Below are 17,250 nucleotides of genomic sequence, written 5' to 3' on the forward strand. Positions count from 1 at the left end.
TCAGCTTGATCACCGCGCGCAGGTCAAAGCGATGGCAGGAACCTTCAAGCCTCTCGGCCAAGGTTGCAATCGCATCCTCCGACAGGCCCCGCGCCGCGCCCTCTCGGCGTGCGAAATGCGCCAGATGTGCGCCTGAAAGCGGCGGGACACCGACGACCCGGCAGCGGCTGAGCAGCGGTGCGGGCACGTTGCGGCGATTGTTCGAGGTCAGGATCCAGTTGATCCAACGCAAGTCGAAGCGCACCCGGAAGAAGGGACAACTCCAGGCCTGCGCGCTGAGCGGCTCAAGCAGCGGTAGAAGCGCATTGCTCAGCGCAAAGTTGACACCTTTGTTCGAGCGCACATCGCCAACCTTGTCGATCTCATCGATCACCATCACCGGATTGCCCACGTGTTCGCGCAGGATCAGCTCGACCGGACGCCCCGACTGCGCGGTCGCCCAACCGCGTTGGCTGCCAGCCACCGCGAAACCAGCCGGTTCGTTTGCAGCGTCAATCAGCTCCGAAGGTGTGCCGATCAATTCCGCCAACCGCCGCGCCCAGTAGCTTTTGCCGACACCCGGCGGCCCGTCGAGCAGCATCGGCGGCAAGTGCAACGCGGGCGCGCCACTGCGCACGCTCTCGCGCATCGCGTGCCAAGCCAGCGTGGTCGCCTGCGCCATCCAGGGCATCTCATCGTGCAGCGTCGCTGCAATCTCGTCGGCGCGATGCGCGCTTGGCAGCTGAACCACCCGCACACCGTCGCTGAGCCCGCGCAACTTCTCTCGCGTGTCCTTGTCCAGATGCGCCAGCCCTGATGCCCGCAGACGTCGATCCGCAAGCGCATTTGCTCGGCGACGGATTTTATCGCAATCGTGCCGACTAGGACTGCAAGCGAGCAACTCTTCGCTCCAGTCATCCGCCTCGCGCGCGTCTTCGAGATCCGCCGGGTCAAACCCGCGCGCCTTCCAGCGCAACGCGCGCAGGAACGCGATGAGCTGTTGCTCGATCTTCTGCGGAGAGGTCTCGAGATCAAAGCGCAGAGCGACAATGCGAAATGGGGCGGACATGGCAGGCTCCTTCTGGACAGGCGGCACGCGCCGCCAATGCGCCCTCACGAACGGATGTTCGAGAGGCGATGAGATGAGGAACCCGGGTTTTGTTGGAGATAGGTCAGCTTTGGATGCGCGCGTCAACCGCTCCAACCTGTTGGAAAACCCAGTCTGAAGCGCGAAATCCGGTCATCACCTAACATATTGAAATAAAAGAAAACCACCGAAAGCCAAACCTTCGGTGGTCACTTTATGCTTCCGATAATGGACAAAAACCTACCGGAATGGACATTTTATGCTGCGTTCAATACTAATATCTGGGCTTAGAAACTCACCCGCACTTACTATGCCCGCAATCTGCGCAAGTCATACAACCTTCGACCATGCGCATGGCGTAGCTGCCACAGGACGGGCAGGCTTTGCCGCGGGGGGCTTCGCCGACGATCATTTTCTCGGCCTCGGGGTCGGTTTTCAGACCCATGCCCTCTCCTTCGATAAAGCCGGTGGCGATCAGGTGGCGCTCGATCACGCCGCCGATGGCCGCCAGGATCGAGGGCACGTATTTGCCCGACATCCACGCCCCGCCGCGCGGGTCGAACACGGCTTTGAGCTCTTCGACGACGAAGGACACATCACCGCCGCGCCGGAACACCGCCGAGATCATCCGCGTCAGCGCGACGGTCCAGGCGAAATGCTCCATGTTTTTGGAGTTGATGAACACCTCGAACGGGCGACGATGACCGCCCTGGACGATGTCGTTGATGGTGATGTAGATCGCATGTTCCGAGCCGGGCCATTTGATCTTATAGGTCGAGCCTTCCAACGCGGCGGGGCGATCCAGCGGCTCGGTTAGATAGACTACATCGGCGCCCTGATCGGTCTCGGGCGCCTTTTCCGACGCCTCGGACACGCTCAAAACCGAGCCCGTCACATCATTGGGACGATAGGTCGTGCAGCCTTTGCAGCCGCTATCCCATGCCTCCATATAGACCGATTTGAAATCCTCGAAGGCGATGTCTTCGGGGCAGTTGATGGTCTTTGAAATACTGGAATCGATCCATTTCTGCGCCGCCGCCTGCATGCGCACATGATCCAGCGGGGCCAGCGTTTGGGCGTTGACGAAATGGTCCGGCAAAGGCGCGTCGCCTTTCAGATCACGCCACATCTGCACGGCGTAATCCACGACCTCTTCCTCGGTGCGCGAGCCATCGGGCTGCAGCACTTTGCGCGTGTAGGCATAGGCAAAGACCGGCTCGATCCCCGAACTGACATTGCCCGCGTAAAGCGAGATCGTTCCAGTGGGCGCGATCGAGGTCAGCAGCGCGTTGCGAATACCGTGCTTGGCAATCGCTGCGCGCACGTCCTCATCCATCTGCATCATATTGCCCGAGGCGAGATATTTTTCGGCGTCAAACAGCGGGAAAGCACCCTTTTCGCGGGCCAGATCGACCGAGGCGAGATATGACGCGCGCGCGATCAGCTTCATCCAGGCCTCGGTCTGCGCGGCCGCCTCGGGAGAGCCATAGCGCAGGCCCAGCATCAGCAGCGCATCAGCCAGACCCGTCACGCCAAGCCCGATCCGGCGTTTGTTGCGCGCCTCTTCTTCCTGCTGGGGCAGCGGGAAGCGGCTGGCATCGACCACGTTATCCATCATGCGGATCGCGAGGCGCACGATCTCGTCAAGCTTCACCGGGTCCAGTTCGGCCTGCGTCTCAAACGGGTTGGTCACAAGACGCGCGAGGTTAACCGAACCCAAGAGACACGCGCCATAGGGCGGCAAAGGTTGCTCGCCGCAGGGGTTGGTGGCCGCGATCTGCTCGCAATAGTTGAGGTTGTTCATCTGGTTGATGCGGTCGATGAAGATCACGCCCGGTTCGGCGAAATCGTAGGTCGCGCGCATGATCTTGTTCCACAGATCGCGCGCGTTCAGCGTGTGATAGACGCGATCACCAAAGGTCAGCTCCCACGGGCCATCGGCCTTGACGGCCTCCATGAAGGCATCGGTGACCAGCACCGAAAGGTTGAACATGCGCAGCCGCGCCGAGTCCTGCTTGGCGGTGATGAACTGCTCAATATCGGGGTGATCGCAGCGCATCGTGGCCATCATCGCACCGCGCCGCGAGCCTGCCGACATGATCGTGCGACACATCGCATCCCACACATCCATGAACGACAGCGGGCCGGACGCATCTGCGGCCACGCCTTTCACTTCGGCACCTTTGGGGCGGATGGTCGAGAAATCATAGCCGATTCCGCCGCCCTGCTGCATCGTCAGCGCGGCCTCTTTGAGCATGTCGAAAATCCCGCCCATATGATCGGGAATCGTGCCCATCACAAAGCAGTTGAACAACGTCACCGAACGTCCCGTCCCTGCCCCGGCGGTGATCCGACCTGCGGGCAGATATTTGAAATCTTCCAGCGCGTTGTAGAACTTCTCTTCCCATTCGGCGGGGTCTTTTTCGACCACTGCAAGAGCGCGCGCGATACGGCGCCAGCTATCCTCGACCGTGCCGTCAATCGGCGTGCCGTCTTGCTCTTTGAGGCGGTATTTCATGTCCCAGATCTGGCGTGCAATCGGGGCGGCAAAACGGGTCATGGGGCATCCTTTTGGGGTGTTCACTGTGATTTATGAGGGCCTACCAAGATACGCGCCACAATCTGCGCGGTCAACGCATTGCACGCCCTCGCTGACGCATTATATTGATGTGAGCTAGGGGGTAGCATGGCCGATATAGTGCATCTGATCAAACTCTGCGTGGGCGCGGAGAAGGTTGAGGACCTGCTGCAATGGCAGGCGCAGCGCTATGGCAGCGGGCCTGCGATGCATGTCACGCGGATGTGGCCCAAGCGCGGCGATGAGATATTAAACGGCGGCTCGCTCTATTGGGTGTTCAAGGGCGCGGTGCTGGCGCGTCAACGCGTGATCGGACTGGAAGAGCGCATCGGCGAAGACGGGATTTCGCGCTGCGCCATCATCCTTGATCGCGATGTGGTGCGCACCGAGGCGATGATGCGCCGCCCCTTCCAAGGCTGGCGCTATCTCGCTATCGACGATGCCCCGCGCGACCTGCCCAAGGGGCGCACCCGCGAAGAGGCGTTGCCGCGCGAACTGTCGGTCGCTTTATCGGAAATCGGACTGCGCTAGGCGCTGAGCCAGCTTTCGGCATCAGAGCGGGTTGTAAAGACGCGAAAGCCCGCACCCTCGCCCTGCATCGTGGCCTCGGACGCCATGTCTTCGGGCACGACGAGCGCGCAGCGTTTGGCCTGCCCCTCGCGACAGGCGCGATGCATCCCGCCAACCAGCTCGGCCATATAGCCGTCAAAGCGCGGCGCAACCTGCACCAACAGCCGATCTACCGGGGCCAGCATACGCACGGCCTCATTCACATCGCGCGAGACGACAGTGCCCGATACGGTCAAACCGGTCATGCCAGCGGGACACTCACTCATTTTCTCAATCATCACGAAACTCCTTTAAACCGCGCGCTTCATCGAAAAAACGCAGCGCCCCTAAGCATGTTCCGTCACGATTGCGAGATGCTCAGCCGCGCAGGGTCTGGATGCGCGCGACAAGCTGACGGGTGGAGCCGTCTTTATCCGCCCCGTCGCTTTGCCCTTCCAGCACCGGAGACAGCGCCAGCGCCAATTCCTTGCCCAGCTCCACGCCCCATTGATCAAAGCTGTTGATGCCCAAAATGACGCCCTCGACAAACACCCGATGCTCATAAAGCGCGACGATCCCGCCCAGAACCTCGGGCGTGAGTTTGGGATACAGCAAAGTGGTCGAGGGGCGCGATCCGGGGAAAACGCGGTGGCGCGCCTGACGGTCCAGCTCAGCGCCTTCGAGACCTTTTTTGCGCATGATATCCGTGGCCTCTGCCAACGAGCGCCCACGCATCAGCGCCTCGGATTGCGCCAGACAGTTCGCCATCAGCAACATGTGCTGATGTGCCAGATCGGGTTCATGGCCCTCGGCCCCCAGCATAAATTCGCACGGGACCACCCGCGTGCCTTGGTGGATCAACTGATAAAACGCGTGCTGGCCATTGGTGCCGGGCTCGCCCCAGACGACGGGGCCGGAATTGACCGTCAGATCCTTGCCATCCATCGAAACGCGCTTGCCGTTGCTCTCCATCTCAAGCTGCTGAAGATAGGCGGGCAAACGCGATAGGCGCTGCTCATAGGGCAGCACGGCGCGCGTCGCGTAGCCGCAAAACTGATTGTGCCAGATGCCGACAAGTGCCAGCAGCACAGGCAGGTTCTCGGCGTAATCGGCACTGCGGAAATGGGCGTCCATCTCGGCTGCACCGCGCAGGAAATCGGCGAAATCCTCGGGGCCGATGGCGATCATCAGCGACAGCCCGATCGGCCCCCACATCGAGTAGCGCCCGCCCACCCAATCGGCGAATCCAAAGACGCGCTCGGGGGCAATCCCGAAAGCCGCCGTCTTGTCGGCCGCCGTCGAAAGGGCGGTAAATTGCGCCGCCGGATCGCTGACCTTTTCCGCCATCCAGCGTTTCGCCGTCTCGGCATTGGTCATCGTTTCGATTGTCGTGAAGGTCTTGGACGCCACGATCACCAGCGTCGTTTCCGGGTTCAGCCCGGCCAACGTATCATGGATCTGCGCGCCATCCACATTTGACACGAAATGGCAGCGCGGCCCGTCGTGATAGGGTGCAAGCGCGATGGTCGCCATCGCAGGGCCCAAATCAGAGCCGCCAATGCCGATATTGACCACATCGGTGATCGCCCCGCCCTGCCCCGTGTACCGCCCCGCGCGCAGATCGCGCGCAAAACCGGCCATCGCTTCATAGGTCGCGCGCACATCGGGCATAACGTCGTGACCGTCCACGATCACCGACGCATCGAGGTTGCGCAGCGCGGTATGCAGCACGGCGCGCCCCTCAGTCTCGTTGATCTTTGCGCCGCTGAACATCGCCTCGGCGCGCGCTTGAACGTTCCGCTCGGCGGCCAGTTCCAGCAGCATCTCAAGCGTTTCAGCGTCAATGTTGGTCTTAGAGAAATCGAACATAAACGGCCCGAATTCACGGGTGAACCCTGCAGCACGATTGTCATTAACGAACAATTCCGCAATCGGGCGGGATTTCACCGCCTCGGATTTCGACAACAGATTTTTCCAGGTGGTCATGCTTATTCAGCCCAATGAACGGTGGCGTTTTTGAGAACGGCACGCACCGGCGCCTGTGTCTCAGGAAGGGATTGTGCGGCCTCGATTGCGGCGCGCTTTTCGGCCCCGGTGATCAGAATATGAATGTGCATCGCATCGCGTAACACGCGCGCGGACAGGGTGATGCGCGGCTCGCCTGCGGCCTCGGCGCGCATCGGCAGCAATATCGGCGCATCATCAGAGAGCGCCTCGTCCAGCCGGTCCGCGCCGGGAAACAGGCTGGCGGTGTGCATATCGTTGCCCATGCCCAACAGCAAAACCGAGATCGGCAGATGCGGTTCAATGCCGGCGGCCAGTTCCTCCATCTTGTCCTCGGGGCGCGCGGCATCGGCGTAAAGCGGCACCAGCGTCGCCGCCGCGGCACGCCCTGTCAGCAGGCGCTCACGGATCAGACGGGTGTTCGAGCGCGGCGAGGTTTCATCCACCCAGCGCTCGTCATTAAGCAGAACCGCGACCTTATCCCACGCAAGATCAACCGCGCTGAGCGTGTCGAAAATCGGCCCCGGCGTGGTGCCACCGGGCACCGAAAGCGTTGCGTGACCATCAACGCGGATCGCCTCGCGCAATTGGCTGGCGATGCGATCTGCAAGACCGATCATCAGCATATCGCGATCAGGATAAGCCTTGAAATTCATTCGCGAATCTCCCGCCAGCGACGGCCATCGCGATGCATCAGCATCAGCGCGTCATCTGGCCCCGACGTGCCGCTATCATAGGGTTGCGGGCGGTCGGCGCGCGCCTCCCAGCCCTCGATGATCGGGTCGGTCCAGGCCCATGCCGCCTCGACCTCGTCGCCGCGCATGAACAGCGTTTGATTGCCCCGGATCACGTCCATGATGAGGCGCTCATATGCGTCGGTGATCTCGGCCCCCTCCTCGCCCAGCGCCTCGGCGAAGGACATATCAAGGGGCACCTGAACAAGGCGCATTCCGCCCGGCCCCGGTTCCTTGATCATCATCTTGAGGTTCATGCCCTCATTTGGTTGCAGCCGGATCACCAGCACGTTTTCGCGCCAATCGCCCTCGGCCTCGTCAAAGATCGAATGCGGCGGCTCTTTGAAGGTGATCGCGATTTCCGAGGTGCGCGCGCGCAGCCGCTTACCCGTGCGCAGATAAAACGGCGTGCCCGTCCAGCGCCAATTCGCGATATGGCATTTCAGCGCTACATAGCTTTCGGTCTTGGACTCGGGGTCTTCGCTATCTTCAAGATAGCCCGCATCCTTACCGCGCCCAAGATATTGACCGCGCACGATATTGTTGGGCGCAACGGGCTGCAGCGCCCGGATCACCTTGAGCTTTTCGTCGCGCACAGCGTCAGGGTCAAAGTGATAGGGCGGCTCCATCGCGATCAGGCACAACAGTTGCATCATGTGGTTTTGCACCATGTCGCGCATTGCGCCCGACTTGTCATAATACGACCCTCGCCCGCCCACACCGACCGTTTCAGCCACTGTAATTTGCACATGATCAACAAATTGGGCATTCCAGAGCGGCTCGAACAGGATATTGGCAAAGCGCACCGCCATCAGGTTCTGAACCGTCTCTTTGCCCAGATAATGGTCGATCCGGTAGATCTGGGTTTCGTCGAAATGGGCCGCCAGCGTGGCATTAAGCGCACGCGCCGAGGCCAAGTCGCGGCCAAAGGGCTTTTCCACCACGATACGCGCATCGGGACCGGCGATGCCGCGCATGTGCAGCCGCTCGGCGAGATCCCCGAACAGTGCCGGTGCGACCGAAAAATAGAAGGCGTTGATCGCATCCGGGCGCACCTTGGCTTTCAGATCGTCCCAGCCGCCATCACCCTTGGCATCAATCGCGACGTAATCGAGCATTGCGAGAAACTGCTCCACCGCCTCGGGGTCAATCTTGGACGGGGAGACATGTTCATTAATCGCGCCGCGCACCTGCTCGCGAAACTCCTTAGCGTCCATCTCGGAGCGGGCCGCACCAATGATTTGCGAGCCTTCGGGAATTTGGCCCGCCAAAACCCGGCGGTAGAGGCCGGGCAAAATCTTGCGATTGGCGAGATCACCAGTGGCTCCGAAAATAACCAGATCAAAGCGATCAACGGGAATGACGCGCGAAACCATGGGGTGCTCCATTCTTGGGGTCTGTTAGCGCTAACGACCCTGTTCTAGTCGCGTTCGTTCCTCAAGTCTAGCATTGCGCGAATTGAAGGCAAAGGATTGGCGGCCCTCAGCGCGCGCAACTGTCCAAAAAAGCGGCAAGTGCGTCGGTATTTGGCTCTATTTGCTGGGCAAACCCTTCGGTGAAGCCGTCAAAATCAGCGCGCGTTTCAGGCGGCACTGACACGATCACCGTTAGATCTGCACTGATCGCCTGCGCAATCAGATCGCGACATCCCCGACCTGCAGCCTCTTGCTTGCCGAACTTGTTAAACAGCGCAATCGTGCCGGGGCTGGCCCCTTCAAGAGCACGCGCGACCTGCGCAACCACCTGTTCCAGCGCGCCCGCATCAAGAACGCAGGCATCTGCGCCGCGCCCCAAATCTTGCGAAATCGTGTGAGTGTCGCCCTCGGGCAGCAGACGCAGATGCATCTCGCAATCTGATTTCGGCGCAACATCGGCGCGCACCATGCCGATCACATCGCGCCCTTCGGCCAAAAGCCGCTCGGCGAGATCTGCGATCAGACGGTCGGCCTCGCCGCGAACAGGACAGGTGATAAATCCAAGCATAGCCATTGTTTGGCGAGGCTTTTACCAACCGTCAAGGCTTGGCGCGTTTGACCAAGGGCGGGAGCCTCCGGCGAGAGTATTTTAGGCTAGATGAAATTCAACCCGCCAAGGCCTTGCCAAAGCGCGGCAGGCGCGCGCGCTTCATCAGCGCCCGGATCGGTTGGGGTTGACCCGACAGCCTTTCGGCCTCTGCGCGTACCGTTTCGGTGATCGCGCGCATCTGCTCGGGATCCTCAGAGAGAAGCTGCCACAAAAACCCGTCAGGATCACGGCGTTCAAGCCCCTCACCTGCGAGCGTGCCACGCGGGAAATCCGCCCGGTTCGAGGTCACGATCGCATCGGCGTGGCCTGCGATTGCCACCGCCAAGACGTGAATATCGTTTTCGTCCGGCAGGTGCAGGCGCGATTCTAACCCCGGCTGGGCGGCGATCTCGGCCTTGGGGAAAGCGGCGCGCAGCAAGGCGATTTCGCCGCGCGCGAAGGTTTCATCGACCGGGTTGCGCCGGGCAGCCGCGCGGGCCCATTCCTCAAGGATGCGCGCCGACCACAGCGGGCGATACAGCCCCGCCCGCGCCGCGCCGATCAGGATTTCGCGCAGCACGGTGGGGTAGAGGACACAGGCGTCGAGGACGGCCCTCATCCGTCGAGCCGATAAAACAGCGCTTTCAGATAGCCCGATTCGGCAAGTTGGGGCTGCATCGGATGATCGGCCCCCGCAAATCCGGTATGGATCAACTGGCCCGAGCGCCCTGCCTTGCCGATCCCGCGCGTGCAGGACGAGCGGAATTGCGTCAGATCAGCGGCATGCGAGCACGAACACAGCACCAGGTAGCCCCCAGGCGCGACCAAGGGGGCCGCCAGCCGCGCGATGCGCTCATAGGCGCGCAGCCCCGAATGCAGGGCCGATTTGGCAGGCGCAAATGCGGGCGGGTCGCAGATCACCAGATCAAATTGCGCCCCCTCTGCGCCAAGCGCCTCAAGCTGCTCAAACGCGTCGCCTTTGCGCGTGTCAAAGCGATCCGATGCGCCCATCAGCTCTGCGCCCTTTTGCGCCAAAGCCAGCGCAGGGGCCGAGCTATCAACCGCCAGCGCCTGCGCCGCCCCACCTGCCAAAGCCGCCAGCGCGAAGCCACCAACATGGGTAAACACATCCAAGACCCGCGCATCTTTGGCAAGCCGCGCCGCAAAGGCGTGGTTGGGGCGCTGATCGTAGAACAGCCCCGTTTTCTGCCCGCCCAGCAGATCAGCCAGATAGGTCGCGCCATTCATCGGCACCTCAATCGGGGCCTCCAGTGCGCCGCGCAACAGCACGGTTTCTTCGCCAAGCCCCTCAAGGGTGCGCGCGCGTCCCGAGGCATTTTTTAGCACAGTCGTGACGCCCGTGACCTCACACAGCGCAGCGGCCAGATCTTCGATCATCACCTCGGACCAAGCAGCGTTGGGCTGGATAACCGCCGCATCGCCGAAGCGGTCGATGATCACGCCGGGCAGGCCATCGGCCTCGGCATGCACGAGGCGATAGAACCGCTGATCAAACAGGCGTGCACGCATCGCCAAAGCGCGTTCCAGCCGCGCCGCGATCCAGGCGCGGTCAATCTGCGCCTCGGGGTCACGATCAAGCATCCGCGCGATGATTTTGGAGTTCGGATTGACCGTCACCGTGCCCAGCGGCACGCGCTCCGCATCTTCGAGCGTGGCAATCGTGCCCGGCACAATCGCCTTGGTGCGCCGGTCAACGACCAGCTCGTCGGCGAACACCCAAGGAAAGCCATGGCGGATCGCACGGACCTCGGCCTTGGGGCGCAAACGGATAACGGGACGGGGATCGGTCATGAGAACTCCTAAACTACACGCGCCTTTCTACCCCCTTGTGCAAAGCCGCGAAAGGCCGTTCCTTGTTACAAGGCCTGCGCGCTCCAGATCATTGATAGCCGCCGTGGGTTGCCTTGTTAGCGCTAACGGCGTAAAACATATCCAAACCGGCGGTCCTGCCGCCTGACGCAATTGCCAGCTTGGAAAGGGCCTGCCCATGACGCTCAATTCCACCATCGCCCGAGTCACCGACCGGATTCGCGCCCGCTCTGAAGGACCGCGCACCGACTACCTTGCGCGCATCAAGGCCGCCGCCGATGCCGGCCCCACGCGCGCCCACCTGTCTTGCGGCAATCAGGCCCATGCCTATGCGGCGATGGGGCAGGACAAGGACTCTCTGGCCGCTGGACGTGCGCCCAATATCGGCATCGTCACCGCCTATAATGACATGTTGTCCGCCCACCAGCCCTACGAGACATTCCCCCAGCTGATCAAATCCGCGCTGCGCGAAATCGGCGCCACGGCGCAGGTTGCCGGCGGCGTGCCTGCGATGTGCGATGGCGTGACGCAGGGCCAGCCGGGCATGGAGCTGTCGCTGTTCTCGCGCGACGTGATCGCAATGGCCGCGGCTGTGTCGCTCAGCCATAACACCTTCGACGCCGCGCTTTACATGGGCGTGTGCGACAAGATCGTGCCGGGGTTGGTGATGGCTGCGGCGACGTTCGGTCATATCCCGGCGGTATTCCTACCCGCAGGCCCGATGACAACCGGCCTGCCCAATGATGAAAAAGCCCGCGTGCGCCAGCAATTCGCCACCGGCGAAGTAGGCCGCGACAAGCTGATGGAGGCCGAGATGGCCAGCTATCACGGCCCCGGCACCTGCACCTTTTACGGCACCGCCAACACCAACCAGATGCTGATGGAATTCATGGGGTTGCACCTCCCCGGCAGTTCGTTTGTTAACCCCAACACCCCGCTGCGCGAGGCGCTGACAGTCGCCGGTGCCAAACGCGCCGCCGAGATCACCGCCTTGGGCAATGACTACCGCCCTGCCGGGGAAATCCTCGATGAGAAAGCCTTTGTGAACGGGCTGGTCGGACTGATGGCGACGGGCGGCTCGACAAACCACATCCTACACCTGCCCGCGATGGCGCGTGCGGCCGGGATTATCCTCGATCTGGCCGATTTCGACGAGGTCTCCTCGGTCACGCCGCTAATGGCCAAGGTCTATCCCAACGGTCTGGCCGATGTGAACCATTTCCACGCAGCGGGTGGGCTGCAATTCATGATCCGCCACCTGCTCGACGCGGGGCTGCTGCATGAAGACGCCAAAACCGTCTCGGGTGAAGGGATGGGACATTACATTCAGGAACCCAAGATCACCGCCGAAGGTCTGGCGTGGGTCGATGGCCCAGTGGACAGCCAGAACGAAAAAGTGCTGCGCATGACCGCCGATCCGTTCCAGACAACCGGCGGGCTCAAGCAGCTTGACGGCAATCTCGGGCGCGGCGTGATCAAGGTCTCGGCTGTGGCCGAGGAACGCCGCCACATCGAGGCTCCGGTGCGCGTTTTCCACGATCAGGACGATGTGAAAGAAGCCTTCAAACGCGGCGAGTTCACGCAAGACACCGTGGTCGTCGTGCGCTTTCAAGGCCCCAAGGCCAACGGCATGCCCGAATTGCACTCGCTCACCCCGACTCTGTCGGTGTTGCAAGATCGCGGCCTCAAGGTGGCGCTCGTCACAGACGGGCGGATGTCTGGTGCAAGCGGCAAAGTGCCCGCCGCGATCCATATCAGCCCAGAGGCGGCCGATGGCGGTCCGTTGGCCAAGCTGCAAGATGGCGATATCGTGCGTCTCGATGCGCTTTCGGGCGAGTTGACTTGCCTGAGCGAAGGCTTTGCCGAGCGCAGCCCCGTTCAGCCCGACCTCTCGGCCAATCAATTCGGCCTCGGGCGCGAGTTGTTCGGCGCGTTTCGTGCCCATGTCGGCCCCTCCACCGAGGGTGCCAGCGTGGTGCTTTAACTTTTCTTGCCTCCGGCGGGAGTATTTCTCGCTAGATGAAAATAGACCCCGGCCTTTCATCTAGCCGCAAATACTCCCCCGCCGGAGGCGTTCCGCATCTTCCGCCCGCGCGGCGGCCTGAGACTGGAGACCCAAAATGACACCTCAAGAGCAATCCAAAGCCGCCCGCAAGGTGTGTGAACTCGCGCCGATCGTGCCCGTCATCGTGGTGCGCGATGTGACCCATGCCGCCCCGCTTGCAAAGGCGCTGATCGCAGGTGGGTTGCCCGCGCTGGAGGTGACCTTGCGCACGCCTTGCGCGCTGGATGCGATCCGCGCGATGGCCGATATCGAAGGCGGAATGGTCGGCGCAGGCACGTTGCTGACGCCCGCCGATGTCAAGGCAGCCAAGGCGGCGGGCGCGAAATTCGGCGTCTCTCCGGGCGCGACTGAGCGTCTGGTGAAAGCCTGCGAAGATGAAGGCTTGCCGCTTTTGCCGGGTGCGGCCACGGCGTCCGAGGTGATGAAGCTGTTTGAAATGGGCTATGACGTGCTGAAATTCTTCCCAGCCGAGGCCTCGGGCGGCGCGCCTGCGATCAAGGCAATCGGTGCGCCAATTCCACAGGTTTCATTTTGCCCGACGGGCGGCGTCAGCCTGAAGAATGCGAATGATTACCTAAGCCTGCCGAACGTTCTTTGCGCAGGCGGATCTTGGGTTGCGCCCGACACTCTGGTGCAATCGGGCGATTGGGCTGGCATCGAGGCGCTTGCCGCCGAGGCTGCAGCCCTTCCGCGCTAAGCCCGCGCTACACTCGACGCCCGCGCCAGCCCCCCCGGCGCGCGGGCGTTTGCCCCTCGCGGCCTAGCCCCTCGGCCAAAACCGCGCTCATCGGATGATCTTCGGCGGCCTCATAAGCCAGCAAAACCGTGCGGATCGCCTCTTGGGTGTCACAATCCACCGGCAGGCTCAGCGCCCAATCCATAAGAATCGAGCGGCACTCATCCAGCGAAATCCCCTCTATCCGATAGCTTTCGCGGATCAACCCTTTGGGATCGGCCTGTTTGATATCCATCAGCTTGCGTCCCATTCAGCCCCCAGAACCTGATCCACAATTCGCGCCACCTCATGCGTCACGCTCTCCAGCCGGTCGGCCAGCGCCTCAAGACTATCCGCGCCGGTTTCGCGCAGCACAAAGGCACGGCCCCCCGCACCGATTGCATCCATATTGAGCGCGCGGTCAGACAGCAAGCGCGCCCCCGATTGCAGATGCCACAAAAGCCGATAGGCCGAGGCCAGCGCCGCGCCGTCTTCCTTGCTCACAAAGCCTTCACGCGGACCGATCCGTAGCTGCGCCTCAACCTTGCGCGCGGGCTGTCCGGCACGCAGGGCGAAACTTTGCGCAATTAGTTCAATGTCCTGCAACCGACCGGGGCCGATCTTGGCCTCCCACGGTCCATCCACAGGCTTGGCTGCAAATATCCGCGCGCGCATCTGCGCCAGATCCGCCAGCACCGTGTCCTCGCCCCCTTTGGCCGCCAAAACCTGCATCCGGATCGCTTCGATCTCTTCGGCCAGATCGGGATCGCCCGCGACGGCGCGCGCCCGCGTCAGCGCCAGATGCTCCCAAGTCCAAGCCTCGGTCATCTGGTAATCGGCAAAACTTTGCAGCGCCGTCGCAACCGGTCCCTGACGCCCCGACGGGCGCAGCCGCATGTCCACCTCGTACAGAGTGCCTTCGGGCATCGGCGCACTCAGCGCGGTGATCAAAGCCTGCGTGAGCTTTGCGTAATAAGGTCTCGCCGCCAAGGGTTTCTTGCCCTCGGAATACTCTTGGCCCGCGGCATCGTAGATCACGATCAGATCCAGATCGGATTGCGCATTCAGCCGCTCGGCCCCAAGGCTGCCCATCCCCAAAACCACCGCGCCACGCCCCGGAGGCGGACCGTAACGGCGCGCGAATTCCCCTTGTACGATCGGCCAAAGCGTGGCCAGAACCGCCCCCGCGATATCGGCATATTGACGCGCGGCTTGCTCGGCCTCGATCAGCGCGCGCAGGTGATGCACCCCAACGCGGAATTTCCATTCCTTCGCCCAGCGCCGCGTCAGATCCAGCGCGCCCTCGTAATCATCCAACCGCGCAAGCTGGCGCCCCAGATCTTGCGCCAACCCCTCACGCCCCGGCCAAGGCGCGAAAAACGACCCGCCCAGCACCGCATCCAACACGCTGGCATTGCGCGACAGATAGCTGGCCAGCGCGGGCGCCGTTGCGCAGATATCAACAATCAGATCAATCAGGCTTGGATTGGCCTCAAATAGCGAGAAAAGCTGCACCCCCGCAGGCAGGTGTTTGAGAAACCCGTCAAACTGCGCCAAGGCCTCGTCGGGGTCCGCCGCCGCCTGAAACCGGCCCAGCAGTTCGGGCTCGAGCCGTTTGAAAATCCCCCGCGCGCGATCCGAGCGCAGCGCCGGATAGCCCACCCAGCCCTCGACCAGCGTGCGGGCCTTGTCGCTGAGATCGGGGCGCGGCGCGGTCTCATCGGGGGCGAAAAACGCGTTCGTCAGGCTTTCGACCCGCTCCAGCCGCGCTTTCAGCGCCTGCGTCCAAGCGCCCGCATCGCCCTGCCCCATCATCGCCGCAATCCGCGCCAGCCCGTCTTGCGTGTTGGGCAATATCTGGGTTTGGGCATCATTGACCATCTGGATGCGATGCTCGATCTCGCGATGAACGCGGTAATGATCGACCAATTCCTCCGCCACGTCCGAGGGCACCCAAGACTTGACCGCCAGCGCGCGCAACGCCCCCACCGTGGTGCGGTCGCGCAGGCTTTCATCACGCCCGCCCGCGATTAATTGGCGTGTCTGGGCGAAGAACTCGATTTCCCGAATGCCGCCCTGACCAAGCTTGATATTATGCCCCGCCACTTCGATCGGACCGCCCAAGCCCTTATGCTCGCGGATGCGCAGCCGCATGTCATGGGCGTCCTGAATGGCGGCGAAATCCAGATGCTTGCGCCACACGAACGGGCGCAGGGTGGCCAAGAACCGCTCGCCCGCCGCGATATCACCCGCACAGGCACGCGCCTTGATATAGGCCGCGCGTTCCCATGTGCGCCCCTCAGCCTCGTAATAGGCCTCTGCCGAGCCCATCGAGATGCACACCGGCGTCACGCTGGCATCGGGGCGCAGACGCAGATCGGTGCGAAAGACATAGCCCTCAGAGGTGCGGTCATTCAGCATCGCCGCCATCTTGCGCGTTGCACGGATCAGGGCGGCGCGTGCCTCCATCCGATCATCAGGGTCATAGCGCGTCTCGTCAAACAGGCAGATCAGGTCGATATCAGAGGAGTAGTTCAGCTCCCCCGCGCCCATCTTGCCCATCGCAAGCGCCACCATCCCCCCTGCCGTCTCAGCGTCTTCGGGGCGCGCGCCGGGAATTTTGCCACGCCGGATTTCCTCGGCCACTAGCCGCTTGAGCGCCAGATCAACCGCCAGATCCCCCAGCCGCGTGAGCGCGCCAGTGACTTCTTCCAAACACCAGACCCCGCCCAGATCCGCCAAAGCCGCCAATAACGCCACACGCCGCTTGGCACGGCGCAACTCTGAGGGCAGATCGCCCAGCGCCACAGGCGCTAGGCGCGCGAATTCCTCGGCCAGCGCGGTTTCGGGATTGCCCACAATGGCTGCGCGCAGCCACTCGGTTTCGCTCTCCATCAACCCTTTTAAAAACGGGCTACACCCCGCCGTCCCGGCCAGCAAATCACGCAACTCAGGCGTAAGATCGTCAAACAGGGTCCGGGCTTCCAGCGCGCGATCAGGCTCGAAGGGGATGGGGCAACGGGTAAGGCGCGACGCAAAGGGCATGACCGCAGATTACCTCTCGGGGGGCGGCGGTCAATGGGGATTGGACCGCGCTTTCATCTAGCCCTAAATACTCCCGCCGGAGGCATCCACAGGGTATAATCGCGCGATGAGTCGCCATGAAACTTCAAAAATAGTTAATGGGGGCTGTTACCCGATAAGATGAAAATACGGGCGCATAACGAGATGTTTGGCCCAAGCATCATTGGTGAACAGCCGTGAATGATTACATCAAACTCGACGTATAGCTCTGCCCCCCTGAAAACTGGATCGTTTGAAACTGGAGTTTTCCGCACGATTTCCTGGCTGGGAGAGGAGCGGAATCACATGAAAGCATCGAAGTTTTCGGACGTGCGAGACAGGCCTTCAACCTGAAGCAGGGCGCGCAAGGCAAGCCGGTCGCAGAGATCTGTCGTAAGGCTGGGATCCATTGCCCAACAGGGTCATGCATTGCATGAGCCCGAGAGGGAGCCAGGCGACCTGACTGAAAAGACAGTGGCTTGGCAGCGTCAATCACAATTCCGCCACAAAGATACCGCATGACAAGCGCCATCGAACTATAAGTTGAATGCAACAACTGATATCGAAGATCAATCAAAGCAGTAACCAGTCGTCTTGTACACAGTCTCTCGAACCGGGACAGGTCCCCGTTGATCCCCGCCT

General features: G+C 62.0%; 14 protein-coding genes. 3 read left to right on the plus strand and 11 right to left on the minus strand.

Annotated features, from left to right (window positions below):
* Both DT23_RS10785 and DT23_RS10790 read right to left on the minus strand, forming a co-directional pair.
* Positions 1–1,048, minus strand: a 1,048-nt coding sequence (locus tag DT23_RS10785) for an AAA family ATPase (protein ID WP_051697220.1), incomplete at its 3' end; no start/stop codon positions are given.
* 313 nt (positions 1,049–1,361) lie between these two features.
* A complete protein-coding gene (locus tag DT23_RS10790; RefSeq protein ID WP_038131165.1) occupies positions 1,362–3,626 on the minus strand; it encodes an adenosylcobalamin-dependent ribonucleoside-diphosphate reductase in 2,265 nt (754 codons plus the stop codon).
* A gap of 126 nt (positions 3,627–3,752) precedes the next feature.
* On the opposite strand from DT23_RS10790, the gene DT23_RS10795 reads away from it, so the two are divergent.
* On the plus strand, positions 3,753–4,175 hold the full coding sequence (locus DT23_RS10795; protein ID WP_038131171.1) for a DUF1489 family protein: 423 nt from the start codon (positions 3,753–3,755) through the stop codon (positions 4,173–4,175).
* On the opposite strand, the gene DT23_RS10800 is transcribed toward DT23_RS10795, so the two are convergent.
* From DT23_RS10800 to DT23_RS10830, 7 genes are all read right to left on the minus strand, one after another.
* The gene (locus DT23_RS10800; RefSeq protein WP_156023927.1) at positions 4,172–4,492 is read right to left on the minus strand and encodes a hypothetical protein; all 321 of its coding nucleotides are present in this window, start codon (positions 4,490–4,492) and stop codon (positions 4,172–4,174) included. The two genes, DT23_RS10795 and DT23_RS10800, sit on opposite strands and share 4 nt — an antisense overlap.
* A 79-nt stretch (positions 4,493–4,571) precedes the next feature.
* A complete protein-coding gene (pgi, locus tag DT23_RS10805) occupies positions 4,572–6,179 on the minus strand; it encodes a glucose-6-phosphate isomerase (RefSeq protein WP_038131174.1) in 1,608 nt (535 codons plus the stop codon).
* Positions 6,180–6,181: 2 nt separating this feature from the next.
* Positions 6,182–6,853: a 6-phosphogluconolactonase gene (gene pgl / locus DT23_RS10810; RefSeq protein WP_038131176.1), complete on the minus strand. Its 672-nt coding sequence runs from the start codon at positions 6,851–6,853 to the stop codon at positions 6,182–6,184.
* On the minus strand, positions 6,850–8,307 hold the full coding sequence (gene zwf, locus DT23_RS10815; RefSeq protein ID WP_038131177.1) for a glucose-6-phosphate dehydrogenase: 1,458 nt from the start codon (positions 8,305–8,307) through the stop codon (positions 6,850–6,852). Before zwf ends, pgl begins: the two co-directional genes overlap by 4 nt.
* A gap of 106 nt (positions 8,308–8,413) precedes the next feature.
* Positions 8,414–8,920, minus strand: coding sequence for a DUF2478 domain-containing protein (locus tag DT23_RS10820; RefSeq protein WP_081847098.1), 507 nt, complete (start codon positions 8,918–8,920; stop codon positions 8,414–8,416).
* 91 nt (positions 8,921–9,011) lie between these two features.
* Positions 9,012–9,554 carry an RSP_2648 family PIN domain-containing protein gene (locus DT23_RS10825; RefSeq protein WP_038131179.1) on the minus strand — a complete coding sequence of 181 codons (543 nt, stop codon included), beginning with the start codon at positions 9,552–9,554 and terminating at the stop codon, positions 9,012–9,014.
* The gene (locus tag DT23_RS10830) at positions 9,551–10,747 is read right to left on the minus strand and encodes an RSP_2647 family RNA methyltransferase (protein WP_038131180.1); all 1,197 of its coding nucleotides are present in this window, start codon (positions 10,745–10,747) and stop codon (positions 9,551–9,553) included. Before DT23_RS10830 ends, DT23_RS10825 begins: the two co-directional genes overlap by 4 nt.
* A gap of 196 nt (positions 10,748–10,943) precedes the next feature.
* Between DT23_RS10830 and edd the strand changes: the two genes are divergently transcribed.
* Both edd and eda read left to right on the plus strand, forming a co-directional pair.
* On the plus strand, positions 10,944–12,749 hold the full coding sequence (gene edd / locus DT23_RS10835; protein ID WP_038131181.1) for a phosphogluconate dehydratase: 1,806 nt from the start codon (positions 10,944–10,946) through the stop codon (positions 12,747–12,749).
* 136 nt (positions 12,750–12,885) lie between these two features.
* Positions 12,886–13,527 carry a bifunctional 4-hydroxy-2-oxoglutarate aldolase/2-dehydro-3-deoxy-phosphogluconate aldolase gene (eda, locus tag DT23_RS10840; protein ID WP_038131185.1) on the plus strand — a complete coding sequence of 214 codons (642 nt, stop codon included), beginning with the start codon at positions 12,886–12,888 and terminating at the stop codon, positions 13,525–13,527.
* 7 nt (positions 13,528–13,534) lie between these two features.
* Here eda and DT23_RS10845 read toward each other — a convergent pair whose 3' ends face one another.
* The gene (locus DT23_RS10845) at positions 13,535–13,801 is read right to left on the minus strand and encodes a hypothetical protein (protein ID WP_038131209.1); all 267 of its coding nucleotides are present in this window, start codon (positions 13,799–13,801) and stop codon (positions 13,535–13,537) included.
* A complete protein-coding gene (locus tag DT23_RS10850; protein WP_038131186.1) occupies positions 13,801–16,590 on the minus strand; it encodes a [protein-PII] uridylyltransferase family protein in 2,790 nt (929 codons plus the stop codon). Before DT23_RS10850 ends, DT23_RS10845 begins: the two co-directional genes overlap by 1 nt.
* Positions 16,591–17,250: the final 660 nt, after the last annotated feature.

The sequence above is a fragment of the Thioclava indica genome, from assembly GCF_000714545.1.
Taxonomy (GTDB): Bacteria; Pseudomonadota; Alphaproteobacteria; order Rhodobacterales; family Rhodobacteraceae; genus Thioclava; species Thioclava indica.

Coding starts and splice junctions, on each gene's coding strand:
- DT23_RS10830 (WP_038131180.1), bottom strand. CDS start 10,747: ATGACCGATCCCCGTCCCGTTATCCGTTTGCGCCCCAAGGCCGAGGTC.
- DT23_RS10820 (WP_081847098.1), bottom strand. CDS start 8,920: ATGGCTATGCTTGGATTTATCACCTGTCCTGTTCGCGGCGAGGCCGAC.
- eda (WP_038131185.1), top strand. CDS start 12,886: ATGACACCTCAAGAGCAATCCAAAGCCGCCCGCAAGGTGTGTGAACTC.
- DT23_RS10845 (WP_038131209.1), bottom strand. CDS start 13,801: ATGGATATCAAACAGGCCGATCCCAAAGGGTTGATCCGCGAAAGCTAT.
- DT23_RS10795 (WP_038131171.1), top strand. CDS start 3,753: ATGGCCGATATAGTGCATCTGATCAAACTCTGCGTGGGCGCGGAGAAG.
- pgl (WP_038131176.1), bottom strand. CDS start 6,853: ATGAATTTCAAGGCTTATCCTGATCGCGATATGCTGATGATCGGTCTT.
- edd (WP_038131181.1), top strand. CDS start 10,944: ATGACGCTCAATTCCACCATCGCCCGAGTCACCGACCGGATTCGCGCC.
- DT23_RS10790 (WP_038131165.1), bottom strand. CDS start 3,626: ATGACCCGTTTTGCCGCCCCGATTGCACGCCAGATCTGGGACATGAAA.
- zwf (WP_038131177.1), bottom strand. CDS start 8,307: ATGGTTTCGCGCGTCATTCCCGTTGATCGCTTTGATCTGGTTATTTTC.
- DT23_RS10850 (WP_038131186.1), bottom strand. CDS start 16,590: ATGCCCTTTGCGTCGCGCCTTACCCGTTGCCCCATCCCCTTCGAGCCT.
- DT23_RS10800 (WP_156023927.1), bottom strand. CDS start 4,492: ATGATTGAGAAAATGAGTGAGTGTCCCGCTGGCATGACCGGTTTGACC.
- pgi (WP_038131174.1), bottom strand. CDS start 6,179: ATGACCACCTGGAAAAATCTGTTGTCGAAATCCGAGGCGGTGAAATCC.
- DT23_RS10825 (WP_038131179.1), bottom strand. CDS start 9,554: ATGAGGGCCGTCCTCGACGCCTGTGTCCTCTACCCCACCGTGCTGCGC.